This window comes from Microbulbifer sp. S227A (genome assembly GCF_049800935.1).
The window spans coordinates 112,678-125,619 of the sequence record NZ_JBNAFZ010000005.1 but is presented as its reverse complement, the minus strand read 5'-3'; the positions used below and the strand labels follow the sequence as shown (position 1 = coordinate 125,619).

Annotated in this window: 13 protein-coding genes; 8 read left to right on the top strand and 5 right to left on the bottom strand. The window is 65.3% G+C overall.

Features of this window, described 5'->3' with window-relative positions; all coding sequences use genetic code 11:
- Both ACP15R_RS13750 and ACP15R_RS13745 read left to right on the top strand, forming a co-directional pair.
- Positions 1-1,110, top strand: a complete 1,110-nt coding sequence (locus tag ACP15R_RS13750) for an ABC transporter ATP-binding protein (RefSeq protein WP_424986996.1) — start codon at positions 1-3, stop codon at positions 1,108-1,110.
- The gene (locus ACP15R_RS13745; RefSeq protein ID WP_424986995.1) at positions 1,107-1,862 is read left to right on the top strand and encodes an SDR family NAD(P)-dependent oxidoreductase; all 756 of its coding nucleotides are present in this window, start codon (positions 1,107-1,109) and stop codon (positions 1,860-1,862) included. Before ACP15R_RS13750 ends, ACP15R_RS13745 begins: the two co-directional genes overlap by 4 nt.
- Here ACP15R_RS13745 and ACP15R_RS13740 read toward each other — a convergent pair.
- Positions 1,829-2,860 carry a phosphotransferase family protein gene (locus ACP15R_RS13740; RefSeq protein WP_424986994.1) on the bottom strand — a complete coding sequence of 344 codons (1,032 nt, stop codon included), beginning with the start codon at positions 2,858-2,860 and terminating at the stop codon, positions 1,829-1,831. The genes ACP15R_RS13745 and ACP15R_RS13740 overlap by 34 nt on opposite strands.
- A gap of 117 nt (positions 2,861-2,977) precedes the next feature.
- On the opposite strand from ACP15R_RS13740, the gene ACP15R_RS13735 reads away from it, so the two are divergent.
- Positions 2,978-3,967, top strand: coding sequence for a LacI family DNA-binding transcriptional regulator (locus ACP15R_RS13735; protein WP_424986993.1), 990 nt, complete (start codon positions 2,978-2,980; stop codon positions 3,965-3,967).
- A gap of 30 nt (positions 3,968-3,997) precedes the next feature.
- Here the strand turns inward: ACP15R_RS13735 and ACP15R_RS13730 are convergent, their stop codons facing one another.
- Genes ACP15R_RS13730 through ACP15R_RS13715 form a run of 4 tightly spaced genes read right to left on the bottom strand, consistent with a single transcriptional unit; the run spans position 3,998 to position 8,344 of the window.
- Entirely contained in the window at positions 3,998-5,431 is a 1,434-nt protein-coding gene (locus tag ACP15R_RS13730; RefSeq protein WP_424986992.1) for an aldehyde dehydrogenase family protein, read from the bottom strand.
- 37 nt (positions 5,432-5,468) lie between these two features.
- Positions 5,469-6,500 (bottom strand): zinc-binding dehydrogenase, encoded by a 1,032-nt coding sequence (locus tag ACP15R_RS13725; protein ID WP_424986991.1) that lies wholly within the window; start codon positions 6,498-6,500, stop codon positions 5,469-5,471.
- A gap of 12 nt (positions 6,501-6,512) precedes the next feature.
- Positions 6,513-7,229, bottom strand: coding sequence for an SDR family NAD(P)-dependent oxidoreductase (locus ACP15R_RS13720; protein WP_424986990.1), 717 nt, complete (start codon positions 7,227-7,229; stop codon positions 6,513-6,515).
- Positions 7,230-7,231: 2 nt separating this feature from the next.
- Positions 7,232-8,344 carry an extracellular solute-binding protein gene (locus tag ACP15R_RS13715; RefSeq protein WP_424986989.1) on the bottom strand — a complete coding sequence of 371 codons (1,113 nt, stop codon included), beginning with the start codon at positions 8,342-8,344 and terminating at the stop codon, positions 7,232-7,234.
- Between the two features lie 181 nt (positions 8,345-8,525).
- On the opposite strand from ACP15R_RS13715, the gene ACP15R_RS13710 reads away from it, so the two are divergent.
- The 5 genes from ACP15R_RS13710 to ACP15R_RS13690 all read left to right on the top strand — a co-directional run bounded on the left by ACP15R_RS13710 (position 8,526) and on the right by ACP15R_RS13690 (position 12,932).
- Positions 8,526-9,521 carry a C4-dicarboxylate TRAP transporter substrate-binding protein gene (locus ACP15R_RS13710; RefSeq protein WP_424986988.1) on the top strand — a complete coding sequence of 332 codons (996 nt, stop codon included), beginning with the start codon at positions 8,526-8,528 and terminating at the stop codon, positions 9,519-9,521.
- 63 nt (positions 9,522-9,584) lie between these two features.
- Complete coding sequence (locus tag ACP15R_RS13705; RefSeq protein WP_424986987.1) at positions 9,585-10,076, top strand: TRAP transporter small permease; 492 nt, start codon at positions 9,585-9,587, stop codon at positions 10,074-10,076.
- Positions 10,073-11,353, top strand: coding sequence for a TRAP transporter large permease (locus ACP15R_RS13700; RefSeq protein ID WP_424986986.1), 1,281 nt, complete (start codon positions 10,073-10,075; stop codon positions 11,351-11,353). Before ACP15R_RS13705 ends, ACP15R_RS13700 begins: the two co-directional genes overlap by 4 nt.
- Positions 11,354-11,364: 11 nt before the next feature.
- Positions 11,365-12,126 (top strand): enoyl-CoA hydratase/isomerase family protein, encoded by a 762-nt coding sequence (locus tag ACP15R_RS13695; RefSeq protein WP_424986985.1) that lies wholly within the window; start codon positions 11,365-11,367, stop codon positions 12,124-12,126.
- A gap of 2 nt (positions 12,127-12,128) precedes the next feature.
- A complete protein-coding gene (locus ACP15R_RS13690) occupies positions 12,129-12,932 on the top strand; it encodes an IclR family transcriptional regulator (RefSeq protein WP_424986984.1) in 804 nt (267 codons plus the stop codon).
- Positions 12,933-12,942: the final 10 nt, after the last annotated feature.

The following is a 12,942-nucleotide window of genomic DNA, read 5'->3' as shown; positions in this document are numbered from 1 at the left end:
ATGTCTTCACTGCAAATCCGGAACCTGCGCAAGAGCTATGGCGCGGTCGAAGTCCTCAAGGACATCAACCTCCAGGCCGAATCCGGCGAGTTCGTCGCGCTGGTGGGGCCATCGGGCTGTGGCAAGTCAACGCTGCTGTCGATCATCGCCGGGCTCGAAAGCGTCACCTCGGGCGAGGTTCTGATCGGGGACCGCGTGGTCAATCACGAGGCCCCCAAGGACCGCGACATCGCCATGGTGTTCCAATCCTACGCGCTCTATCCGACGATGACCGTGCGCCAGAACATGACCTTTGGCATGGAGTGCCGCAATATCGACAAGGCCACCCAGGACGCGACCATCGCGCGGGTTGCCGCCCTGTTGCAGATCGAGCCGCTGCTGAACCGCAAGCCCGGCCAGCTTTCGGGCGGTCAACGGCAACGGGTGGCGATGGGGCGGGCGCTGGTGCGCGATCCCAAGCTGTTCCTGTTCGACGAGCCGCTATCCAATCTCGACGCCAAGCTGCGCGTGGAAATGCGGAGCGAAATCAAGAAACTGCACCAGAATGTCGGGCGCACCACTGTCTATGTCACCCATGACCAGATCGAAGCCATGACCCTGGCAACCCGCATCGCGGTGATGCACCAGGGGGTATTGCAGCAATATGATACGCCCAAGGCGATCTATGAAACCCCGGCCAATACCTTTGTCGCCGGCTTCATGGGGTCGCCAAACATGAATTTCTTTTCCGGGCAGGTCACGGCCAGTGGCGCCGGGTTGGGCGTGGTTCTGGATGGCGGCGGGCCGCATGTGCTGCCGCTGTCGACCGGCCACCAAACGGCGCTGAGCGATGGGCAGCCGGTGACGCTCGGGGTGCGGCCCGAACATTTCAGCCCGGCCCATGCGCAACGCGCGGCCCGCAAGGGGCACGCATCGGTGCGGCTTCCGGTCAGCATCGAGATGGACGAACCCACCGGCGCCGAAACCATCCTGATGTGCCGCATCGCCGGGCAGGAGGCGATCACGGTCTGCGAGCCCGACGAGGCCCCCAAACCGGGCGAGACCGTAGAGTTCGAGATCGACATGGGCAAGATCAGCCTGTTCGATCCGAAAACCGAGGCGCGGCTGTGACCGCCGCGGCGGGGCTGGCGACCGGTCTTGCGGGCCGGCATGTGCTGATCACCGGCGGGGCAACCGGGATCGGCGCGGCGATTGTCCGGGCCTTTGCGGGGCAGGGCGCGCGCGTCACGTTCCTTGACATCAATGCCGATGCCGGTGCGGCGTTGGCGGATGAGCTGGGCGCGGCGGTGCGGTTTCGCCCGCTTGACCTGACGGACCTGGCGGCGGTACAGGATCTGCTGGCCGCGATCAGCCGCGACGAGGGCATCGACGTGCTGGTCAATTCGGCGGCCAATGACACCCGCCACCAGAGCGCCGATGTCACCCCCGAAAGCTGGCGTGCCACGCTGGCGGTCAACCTTGATCACCAGTTCTTCTGCGCGCAGGCGGTACTTGCGGGAATGCGGGCGCGGGGCCACGGGGTCATCCTGAATTTCAGCTCGATCGCGTGGCGCGAGGGGCTGGCGGATGCGGTCGGCTATGTTACCGCCAAGGCCGGGATCGAAGGGTTGACCCATGCGCTTGCCCGCGAGGCGGGACCGGATGGCATCCGGGTCAATTGTGTGCTGCCGGGCTTTGTCAAAACCGAACGGCAGGTCGAGAAATGGCTGACCCCCGAGCTGCATGCGCAGGTGATGGAACGCCAGTGCCTCAAGCGGTTCACCCAGCCCGAGGATATCGCCGATGTGGTGGTGTTCCTGTGTTCGGACGCGGCACGGGCAATCACCAATCAGGCGGTTGTGGTGGACGGCGGCTGGAGCTGATCCAGCCGCGCGCGCACCCGGCCGACCAGCTCCGCGAGCCGCGTCTCGGGGGTTTGCAACAGGTCGATCGCCATGTCGCGCACGATCGCGCGGCTGGCCTCTGACAGGTATTCCACCGGCGATTTGCCATCGATCCTTGCCAGCATGAGCGCCGGGAGCAGCCGGGCGATCCGCGCCTCGACCGCCGCACCGCTTGCCGCGTCCAGGTGCCGGGCAAAGGCCGCGCGGAATGTTTCGACCGACCCGAGCAGCCGGTCGCGCGAGGCAGGCAGATGCACCGCCTTGAGCACCAGGTGGTTGAGACAAAAGGCCGGATCAAAGCTCGCATCCCCCATCGTCGCGCATTCGGCATCCAGAAACACCGGACCGGACCCGCGCAGCAGGATGTTCTTGGGGCTGACATCGCCATGCACCAGCACCGCATCCGCCGCATAGAGCATCTCCGCCAGCCCGTTCAGGACCGGGGCCAGATCCGGATGCACCGTCGCGGTAAAGGTCAGGTAGGGCTCGATGCGCAGAGCGCGGAAATCATCGCGGTTGTGAAAGGCGGCGGTCTCGAAACCGGGCGCGGCGGACGCGGCCTGCAACCGGCCCAGCAGATCACCAACCGCCGTCACCTCGTCCCGGTCCGGCGCTTGCCGCAACAGCGCGTCCTTCCACAGATAGACATCGGCACCGGCAATGAACTCCATGGCAAACCCGTGCTGTTCGGGCGAGCGGCCGAACAGCGCCACCGCACCGGCCGGATTGACATTCGCGGCAAATTGCAGCCAAGCATATTCCGCCGCGTTTCGGTGCACAGGTGCGTGCCAGTCTTCGGCGACCTTGAGTTTGGGCAGGGCGAATTTCGCGCAGATCGTCTTGCCCGCCAGATCAAACCGGGCAATGTCCGAGGCAACCCCGCCGGTCAGCGGTGTCACGTTGCGGACCTGTTCGGGCTGGCCCAATTCAAGATCGCGGACCAAGGCCCGGCACCTGGTTTCGATATCGCTGGTCATTTGCGCGACTCCGTGGCAATGTTCACGTGAACACATGCACATCGGGCGATGAATTGTCAAGACAGTGCAACCTGTCGGCGGCAGCCGCCCGGCGTCGCCAACCCTGGGAGAGAGGCCATGTCCAAACGCGTCACGATCAAATCCATCGCCGAGGATCTCGGGATTTCGCACATGACGGTGTCGCGGGCCCTGTCGGGCAATCCCAACGTGCTCAAGGCGACGCGGGACACGGTGATCCGGCGCGCCCAGGAACTGGGTTATGTGCGCAGCGCCGCCGCCAGCGCCATGCGCGGCGATCTGAGCCCGATTGTCGGCCTGCTGATCCCCAACATCACCAATGATTTCTACGCGCGGTTTGCCAATTCGCTCGCTGAATCCTGCGAGGCCCACGGGTTGCAGCTGATCATTCACCTGACCAAGGACGATTTCGATACCGAACGGCTGGCGATGACCCGCCTGCGCGAGGTTCAGGCACGGGCCGTGGTCACGGTGCCCGCGCCGCTGCCCGATGCCAATGCCGTGCCCGCCGAGATCGCCGATCACGGGATCGACATGGTGCAGCTGATCCGCCGGCGCGACCATGACGGGGTGCTGGGCGCGGTGCTGGTGGATGATGCCGGGGCCCTGCAAGACGCGGTGCTGCACCTGCATCGGCAGGGGCATGGCCGCATTGCCTATCTCGGGGCGCCCGATACCCTGTCGTCCGGACGGGAACGCTTCGCCGCCTACCGGGCCGGCCTGCGCGCCGCCGGCATTGCCGAAGACCCCGCACTCTGCCTGCTCGAGCCGCCCTCGCTGGAAATGGGCGACCGGCTGGCCCGGCATATCCTCGATCAGACCGACGCCACCGCGATCCTCTGCGCCGGGTTCGAAATCTCCAATGGCGCGCTCAAGGCGCTGATCCAACGCGATGCCCTGGGCGCGCGGCTGGCTTTCGTGGGATATGGCGATCCGGAGTTCTATTCCTGGATCCGGGGCGGGCTGACCACGATCCGGGTGCCGGTGGACGAGCTCGCCGATTGCACGGTCGACATGATCACCGGGCAGGAACCCGAGGCGCGTGGCCGCGATCACGGCTTTGCCGCAACGCTGCTGCTGCGCGGTTAGGGCATTGCGCGCGGCTTGGCCCGAGGCCGCTCAATAGGCCATGTAGACCGTGCGCTTTTGCAGGTAACCCTCGATCCCATGGCTCCCGTCTTCTCCGCCCAGCCCGCTGAGCTTGTGGCCGTTGTGATAGCCCTGGACATAGCCGGTGATGCCGGTATTCAAAAAGATCGTCCCGGTTTCCAACCGTTGGATCGCATCCATGTAGACCGATGGATCGCGGGTCCAGAGATAGGCCGACAACCCGTCCGGTCGGGCATTGGCGATGGCAAGCGCCGCTTCGTAATCGGCAACCCGCACGATGGGCAGCACCGGCCCGAAAATCTCTTCGCGCACCGCCGTGCTGTCCGGGGTCGCGTTCACCAGCACCGTCGGTTCAAACCAGTTGCCCCGCGCAAATGCCGCGCCCTCGGGCCGTCCGCCGCCCAGGGCGACAGTGGCACCCTCGGCCACGCTGTCGGCGACGATCCGCTCGACCCGGCGCAGGGCCTCCGGCGTGGTGATCGGCCCCATGCCCGCGTTGGTGGCCGGATCGCCGGGGCGGATCCTGGCCGCGTGGTACAGCAACCGTTCGGTGAACGCATCGGCAACCGCCTCTTCCACCAGCACGGTTTCATTGCAGATACAGACCTGGCCCGCATTGGCAAACCGCGCGACCACCGCCGCCTCTGCCGCCCGGTCGATATCCGCATCCCTGAGCACGATGAACGGCGCGCTGCCCCCCAGTTCGAGCGAGAGCGCGGTGATGTTGCGCGCCGATGCCTCGGCGATCCTCTGACCGGCGCGGATCGAACCGGTCAGGGTGATCATCCGCACCACCGGGCTTTGCGTCAGCGGCGCGCCCACGGCCTGGCCGGTGCCGGTCAGCATGTTGATGACCCCCGGCGGCAGCCCGACCTCCTGGACGATGCGGCAGAACACCGACGCCGTCACCGGCGTCGCCTCGTGCGGCTTGAGGATCATCGTGTTGCCGGTCACCAGCGCCGGGCCGATCTTGCGACCGATCAGGGCCAGCGGATAGTTATAGGCACACAGGCCCAGCGTGACGCCGTAGGGCACCTTGTAGATGAACAGCTGCTCGCGCGGGTTGTCCGATGGCAGGATGTCACCGCGCAGCCGACGGGCCGCCTCGGCGGAATAGGTCAGATAGCGGATCGTGTCGGTCACTTCGCCCGCGGCCTCGGCGCGGGTCTTGCCCTGCTCGCGCACGAGCAGGTCTTCGAACAGGTCGCGTTCGCGCGCGATACCATCGGCAATCGCGGTGATATGCCCGGCCCGTTCGACCGGCGGCAGCAGCGCCCAACCGGGCTGGGCCAGCCGCGAACTCTCCAGCGCCCGCGCCACGTCATCCGGGGTACAGGCCGGCACCTCGGCCCAGGTCTCGCCCGTGGCCGGGTTGACCACATCCATCTTTGCGCCGTCCGAGGCCTCGATCCATTGGTTATCGATAAAGCATTTGTAGAACATGACGATTCTCCGCTGTCTGTCGCGATATGCCGGGCGGCTATGCGCCCTCTCCGGCCAACAGGATCTTGCCATAGGCCTGTCCCGACGACATCAGCTCCAGCGCCTCGCCCGCGCGGGCGAGCGGAAAGATCTGCGCCGTCAACACGTCGAAATCGATGGCCCCGGATTCGATCAGCCCGACGGCCTCTTCGAACTCGCGGTTGAACTGGAACGAACCGACGATTTCGATTTCCTTGAGCATGATGAGATGCAGCATCACCTCGGCGGCCCGCATCTGGATATTGCTCAGGATCGACACCCGCCCCTTGCGACGCACCGCCTTGAGCGCCGCGTTGAACGCGGGAATGGCACCGCTGGCCTCGACCACCACGTCAAACCGGCCGGCGATGTCGGAATCGTCGAATTGCCCGGCCACAAGCCCGGTTGCCGCGCCAGCCTTGCGGGCCACCTCGACCGCCTGTGGCCGCAGGTCCAGCGCCGTCACCCGCGCCCCGCGCGCCGCGGCCCCGGCAATCGCCAGCAACCCCATCGGCCCGCACCCCGTGACCAGCACGTCCTGCCCCTCGGCAACGCCCCCCTTGTTCAGGGCATGCAGGGCACAGGCGAGCGGCTCGGCAAAGGTCAGGTGCCGTGGATCGACGTCATCGCCCACCGGCCGGCAGCACCGCGCCGGATGGTCGATGATGTCGCGAAAGAACCCGTCCAGATGCGGAACCGTGGTGGCCGAGCCGGGAAATTTCTTGGCGGTGCAGAGGTTTTCCTCGCCCCGCTCGCAGGCCTCGCAAACCTGGCAGTTCATGATCGGGTTCAACGCAACGAGCTGACCCGGACGCAGGCCGGAACCATTGGCGTCGATCACACGGGCACAGGCTTCGTGGCCCAGTGTCACCGGGTTCTGCAACAGGAACCCGGCATTGGCGAAATGGGCGTAATAGTGCAGATCGGTGCCGCAGAGGCTCGCCATGGCGAGCCTGAGACGCACATGCCCCCCGGCAATCGGTCCCTCGGCGGTCTGGGCGGCGCTGGCGACCTCTTTGGCGGCGGTCAGACTGGTCTGGATCGGTGACATGGGGTGGCTCCTTCAGAACCCGATGGCATAGCCGCCGTCGACCGGCAGGTTGACGCCGTTGACATAGGCCGCCTGATCGGAGGCGAGATAAAAGATGGCATTGGCGACATCTTCGGGCGTGCCGAAGCGGTGTCCGGGGATGCGCCCCTCGATCTTGTCGCGGCGGGCCGGGTCCTTTGCCAGGATCGCCCGCGTCATGTCGGTATCGATGAACCCGGGGCTGACCGCGTTGCAGCGGATCCCGAACGGCGCCGCATCCACCGCAACCGACCGGGTCAGCCCCACCACCGCCGTCTTGGCGGTGACATAGGCGGCGGCAGAGGGCAGCGCCATGAGCCCGCCCATCGACGCGATATTGACGATCGCGCCCCCGGTGTCACGATGCAGCGCGACATAGCGGCCACAGGCGGCGAACATGGCGCGCAGGTTGACATCCAGCACCTTGTCCAGCTCGTCCGGGGCGACGTCCCAGACCGGTTTCTTGAGATGCACCCCGGCATTGTTCACCAGCGCGGCAATCGGGCCATGCGCCGCGTGGAGCTCTGCCAGCCAGGTGGCCTCGCGATCCGCCGCAACATCGCATTCGATGAACCGCGCGCCCTTGCCAAGCGCATCGGTCTCGCCCCGGCTGCGGGCCACCACGAACACGTCGTACCCGGCGGCCAGAAACCGTTTCGACTGGCTCAGGCCCAATCCCTTGTTGCCCCCGGTGATGATGGCGTTTGGCATGGTCAGCTCCTGTTGAGGTGGTCGCGATACAGCACGTTCATCCGGTCAAGAAAGCTGTCGACCGGTATGTTCTTGCGAAAAAAATCCGGCATGATTTCACACATGTCATCGACAAAGCCGAGGAACCACGGATCGCGCGGACGGGTCCAGGCATTGTCGATGGTGTGAAAGCCGCCCCGGAAAAAGCCGGCAACGTCGGGGCTGGCGGCCTGGGCGATCCAGGCGTGGCGGTTGGCCGGCTGGCCGTTATTGCCGAGGTAAAGCCCGGCCTGCACCTCTGCCGAGGTGATCCAGCGCGCAAAGGCGATGGCGGCATCCGGCGCGCGGGTCTGCGCCGACACGCCGATACCCGCCCCGCCCAGGATCCCGCGCGGCCGGTCATGCCCGGCACAGAGCGGCAGGTCGAAATATTCCAGCGGATGCGGGCGGAATCCGGGGCGCGCATAGTTGACATAGCCAAAGAGGCAGGGCGAGCAGGCAAACTCGTCCTCGCCCGACAGGGTTTCGAGCACCGCGATCGGGTTCATCTCGACCTGCGCATCCGGGCCAAGGTGATATAGCGCCCGCAGCACCCCGAGCGCATAGGCCCCGTTGCGATCGGACAGGAACCGTTCCGGGTTGGCGGCCAAGCGCTCTTCCCCGCGACCGGCCACGAGTGTCATCAGCATGTCAAAGGCATCCACCGGCAAGAGCGGCGTCAGGGCCCGGTATTTCGCGGCATCGCGCGCCATGAGGTCTTCCCATGTCACCGGGACCGGCACCCCCAGATCCGGACGGTGCACCGCCATCTGGCAGGCCGCGTCCAGCGCATAGGCCCAGCATTGACCGCCCCAGACATAGCTCTCCGCCGATCCGCCCAGCGATGCGCCAGGGTCAAGATCGCCGGGCAGGGCGAGCAGCGCCCCGGTCTCGGCGATCTGCCCCACATGCGGGTGATCCAGCACGATGAAATCATACGCCGCCGCCAGTTCGGCAATCGGGGCGTCGGCAAAAGCCTGAAGCGAGCGCTTGTCCCAGTGGATTTCGACACCGGTGTCTTGCGCATATTGCCGCGACGCCGCCACAACCGGGTCATAGCCCCTCGGGTGATCCCAGGTCATTCCCCTCAACTGCATTTGCGTGCTCCTCCCTGCCGGTGGGGGAGGTTGTCACATGATCCGTTGTCATTTTGCAAGTATAAAAATTACTTTCAAATTAGAAAGCGGCGTGCTATGCCACCCTCGTCAACCGGTGCGGCCACTTCCGCATCGTCCGCCGCGGCGCAATCCGGGGCATATCAACACGGAGGAGAAAAACATGTCGTTCACCCTTGGCCTTGCTGGCCGTTCCATTGCTGCCGCCGCGGCGCTCGCCATCCTGCCGCTGGCCGCAACGGCCCAGGATTACACCTTTCGGCTGGCGCATGTGACGTCGGACAAGGAGCCGCTGCAGAACGCGATGGAAGAGTTCGTCAAGAACGTGCAAGAGCGCACCGACGGCCGGGTCGCGATCCAGATCTTCGCCAATGCCCAGCTGGGCTCCAACCCCGAGGTGTTTGAACAGGTCCGCGCCGGCGCGCCGATCATCACCATTTCGGACCCCGGCTATCTGAGCGATTTCGTGGCCGATTTCGGCGTGCTGGGCGGCCCCTACCTGATGGAGGACCCGCGCGATTTCCAGAAAATCGTCGACTCCGACCTCTATGCCGGCATGAAGGACCGGCTGCGCAGTGAATCCGGTCTTGAGCTGCTGTCGCTGAACTGGCTCTTCGGGTCGCGGCACATGCTGTCGGACAAGCCGATCAGTTCGCCGGACGACACCGCCGGCATGACCTTCCGCACGCCGCCGAACATCATGTGGGTGGAAACCTTCAACGCGATGGGCGCGCGCCCGACCCAGGTTGCCTGGGGCGAGGTGTATTCGGCGCTGTCCTCGGGTGTCGTCGATGGCGCGGAAGCACCGCTGCCCTCGATCTACGGGGCCAAGCTGCATGAAACCAAAAAGGTGATTTCCCTCACCGGGCATTTCAAGGGCTTTACCGGCCTGATGATGAATGCCGACCAGTTCGCCAACCTGCCCGAGGATATCCGCACCATCATGCTCGAAGAGGCCGACCAGACCGGGGCCTTCATGACCGACCTGATGCTGAACAGCCAGGAGGAATGGATCGCCAAACTCGAGGCCGAGGGGGTCACTTTCAACCGCGATGTGGATGTTGCCGCGTTCCAGGCCGCAACCGCCGATGTCTATACCAAGTTCCCCGACTGGTCGGACGGGCTCTATGCGCAGGTGCGCGCGATCCTCGACAACTGACCGCAACAGGTGACTGGCCGCGCGATTGCCGCGGCCACTCGCGCAGCATGGGAGGACAACGCAATGAAACCGCTGGGCAAGATCATTCGCCGGCTTGAGGATGCCATATCCTTTTCGGCCCTGACACTTCTGGTCCTGTCGGTGCTGTGGGGCGTCATGACCCGCTATGTCACCGAAAAACCCGCCGTGTGGACCACCGAACTGTCGGGCATCCTGTTCACCTGGGTGGTGTTCATCGGAGCGATGACCGCGCTGCGCGACGGGCGTCATATCCGGGTAACCCTGCTGATCGATCTGCTGCCGCGCGGCTGGCGCACCCGTGCGCTTCAGGTCGGCGATCTGCTGGTGCTCGGCTTTTTCGTCTATGTCGCCTATCTGAGCGTCGTGATGATGGGCAAGGGGGCCTCGCGGCCATCGCCGGTGCTCAATATCCCGTTCAGCTATGTCTATCTGGCGACCACGATCTGTTTCGCGGGCATGTCGGTGACTTCCCTGCTGCGGCTTGTCGGGTTGATCGAACGGCCGGGCTTTGATGGCGGGGAGGAAATCCTGTGACCCTTGCGCCGATCCTCATCCTGCTGCTGGGCATCGCGATCGGCATTCCGGTGGCCTTTGCCATCGGCATGGCGGCGCTGTCATTCTTCCTGTTCTCCGGGGCCATGCCGCCCGAGATCTTCGTCCAGCGCATCGTCGCAGTGACCCATTCCTTTCCGCTGCTGGCGGTGCCGCTCTTCGTGATGACCGGCGTGGTGATGAACTATGCCGGGATCACCTCGCGCATGATGGCCTTTGCCGAGGCCATGACCGGCCACTGGAAAGGCGGGCTGGCCCAGGTCAACGTGCTGTTGTCGACCTTGCTGGGGGGCGTGTCGGGTTCGGCCAATGCCGACGCGGCGATGCAATCCAAGATCCTGGTGCCGGAAATGACGCGCCGTGACTATGACCCCGCGTTCTCCACCGCCGTGACCGCGTCTTCGTCGATCATCTCGGTGATCATCCCGCCGGGGATCGGGCTGATCCTGTTCGGGTTCATGGGCGACGTATCGATCGGCCAGCTGTTTCTCGCGGGGATCGTGCCCGGCGTGGCGATCTGTATCGCGATGATGCTGGCGGTGGCGGTGCAGTCGCGCAAGCTCGGGTTGAAGCCGGCCTTTGACGCGCCGCTGTCATGGGCCGACCGGGGCCGGGCGTTTTCCGGTGCCTTTCTCGCGCTGCTGGTGCCGGTCGGCATCGTTCTGGGCATCCGGCTGGGATATTTCACCCCGACCGAAGCCGGGGCGATGGCGGTGCTGTTCGCGGCGATTGTCGGGCTGATCTATGGCGAACTCAAGCTCGCCCATCTGCAACCCATTCTGGAACAGACCATGCAGGCCACCGCGGTGATCCTGCTGGTGATCTGCACGGCCAGCGCCTTTGGCTTTTACATGACCTGGGAAATGATCCCGGCGACCCTGGCCAAGGCGATGCTCGCGCTGACCGAAAACCCCTACCTGTTGCTGCTGCTGATCAACCTGCTGCTGATCCTTGCGGGCATGTTCATCGAAGGCTCGGCGGCGCTGATCCTGCTGACCCCGATCCTGGTGCCGGTGATCACCAAGGTGGGGATCGACCCGGTGCATTTCGGGATCGTGATGGTGTTCAACCTGACGGTTGCCGGGGTGACGCCGCCGCTGGGCACGCTGATGTTCACCACCTGCTCGATCACCGGCGTGCCGATCGCCCGGTTCATCCGCGCCGCCGTGCCGTTCTACGTGGTGCTGTTCGGCATGTTGCTGGTGCTGACCTTCGTGCCGCAGCTGTCGCTCTGGCTGCCCAACCTGACCTTCAACTGAGGAGCCCGCAGATGACCGATCCGAATGGCACCGTCCGTTTCGAACACCAGGGCAACCTGGCCGAGATCATCCTAGACCGCCCGGACAAGCACAACGCGCTGACGCCGCAGATGTATCGCCAGATCGCCGATTGCTGCGCCCGCGCCAATGCCAGCCAGAACGTTCACGCGGTGATCTTTCGCGGTGCCGGCACGCGGGCCTTTTGCGCCGGTTCCGACATCAAGGCGCTGGACGGTTACGAAGATTTCTGGGCCTGGCGCAACCGGCTTGACTATATCCCGCCGATCCTCGGGCTGCGCAAACCCTCGATCGCCGCGGTCAAGGGCTGGGCACTTGGTGGCGGGCTCGAAATCGCGCTGGCCTGCGACCTGCGCGTGGTTGCGCGCTCGGCGGTGTTTGCCGCCCCCGAGGTCGCGCTTGGCTGGACCGGGGCGGGCGGGGCAGCGCAACACCTGACCCGCATGTGCGGCTATGGGCAGGCGATGAAGATCCTGCTGTCGGGCGACCGCTTTGACGCCGCCGAGGCGGACCGCATCGGGATGATCGAATGGCTGGTCGACGAGGGCGAGGAAGTCACCGCCGCCCGCGAGATCGCGGCCAGGATCGCCGGTCATTCCACGGTGGCCACGCAGGCGGTGAAATCCGCCGTGCGCAGCGCCATCGACCTGCCCGTGCAACAGGGGCTGCGCAACGAGAACGAATTGATGTCTCTCTGTTTCGCCAAGGTGGAACTTGCTAAGCTGCGCGCCTCAAATGAAGGCAAGGAACCCTGACAATGCCAAGCGAGCCCACCGCAGCCAGCGAAAAAAAGAGCAAATCCGCCGTTCCCGCGGTTGAAAAGGCGCTGGATGTTCTGGAACTTCTGGCCGGCGTGCCCGCCGGTCTGACGATGAACGAGATCGTCGACGCCCTCGGGCGCACCATGGGCGAAATCTACCGGGTCGTGGTCTATCTGGCCGAGCGCGATTATCTCAGCCAGGACAGCGATACCGGGCGCTATGCCCTGACGCTCAGGCTGTTTGAACTGTCCCATCGTCACGACCCGACCGAACGCCTGATCCAGGCGGCTTTGCCCCTGCTGGAACGCAGCGCCGCGCATACCCGGCAATCCTGTCACCTCGGGGTGCTCAACCGCACCAACGTGCTGGTTCTCGCCTCGGTGCACAGCCCGCTGCCCGCCGGTTACGCGGTGCGCACCGGCTCGCTGTTCCCGGTCGAACAGACCAGTTCCGGGCATGTGATCCTGGCCTATTCCCCCGCCGACATCCAGCAACGCTATCTCGCCCGGCGCCCCGCCAACGAGCGCGAAGCGATCCGCGCGCGCCTGTCACAGATCGCCGGGGCCGGGTTCGAAGACACGCCCAGCATGATGATCCAGGGGGTGCGCAACCTCTGTGTTCCGGTCTTTGATGCCCGTGGCATCGTCGCCGCCATCACCTCGGGCTTTATCAACCAGGTCGAAAGTGACTCATCCGCCCAGGACACGCTGGACAGCCTGCGCGGGATAGCCGCCGAACTGTCGCAGAACCTTGGATACCGGCCCGACGGCGACCCGCAAGACCCCGTTTCCACCCAATGACCCAAAGGAG

Bases quoted from the DNA above. Each gene is read 5' to 3' on its own strand.
- ACP15R_RS13695 (WP_424986985.1), top strand. From the start codon at position 11,365: ATGACCGATCCGAATGGCACCGTCCGTTTCGAACACCAGGGCAACCTG.
- ACP15R_RS13720 (WP_424986990.1), bottom strand. From the start codon at position 7,229: ATGCCAAACGCCATCATCACCGGGGGCAACAAGGGATTGGGCCTGAGC.
- ACP15R_RS13725 (WP_424986991.1), bottom strand. From the start codon at position 6,500: ATGTCACCGATCCAGACCAGTCTGACCGCCGCCAAAGAGGTCGCCAGC.
- ACP15R_RS13710 (WP_424986988.1), top strand. From the start codon at position 8,526: ATGTCGTTCACCCTTGGCCTTGCTGGCCGTTCCATTGCTGCCGCCGCG.
- ACP15R_RS13750 (WP_424986996.1), top strand. From the start codon at position 1: ATGTCTTCACTGCAAATCCGGAACCTGCGCAAGAGCTATGGCGCGGTC.
- ACP15R_RS13730 (WP_424986992.1), bottom strand. From the start codon at position 5,431: ATGTTCTACAAATGCTTTATCGATAACCAATGGATCGAGGCCTCGGAC.
- ACP15R_RS13705 (WP_424986987.1), top strand. From the start codon at position 9,585: ATGAAACCGCTGGGCAAGATCATTCGCCGGCTTGAGGATGCCATATCC.
- ACP15R_RS13690 (WP_424986984.1), top strand. From the start codon at position 12,129: ATGCCAAGCGAGCCCACCGCAGCCAGCGAAAAAAAGAGCAAATCCGCC.
- ACP15R_RS13715 (WP_424986989.1), bottom strand. From the start codon at position 8,344: ATGCAGTTGAGGGGAATGACCTGGGATCACCCGAGGGGCTATGACCCG.
- ACP15R_RS13735 (WP_424986993.1), top strand. From the start codon at position 2,978: ATGTCCAAACGCGTCACGATCAAATCCATCGCCGAGGATCTCGGGATT.
- ACP15R_RS13740 (WP_424986994.1), bottom strand. From the start codon at position 2,860: ATGACCAGCGATATCGAAACCAGGTGCCGGGCCTTGGTCCGCGATCTT.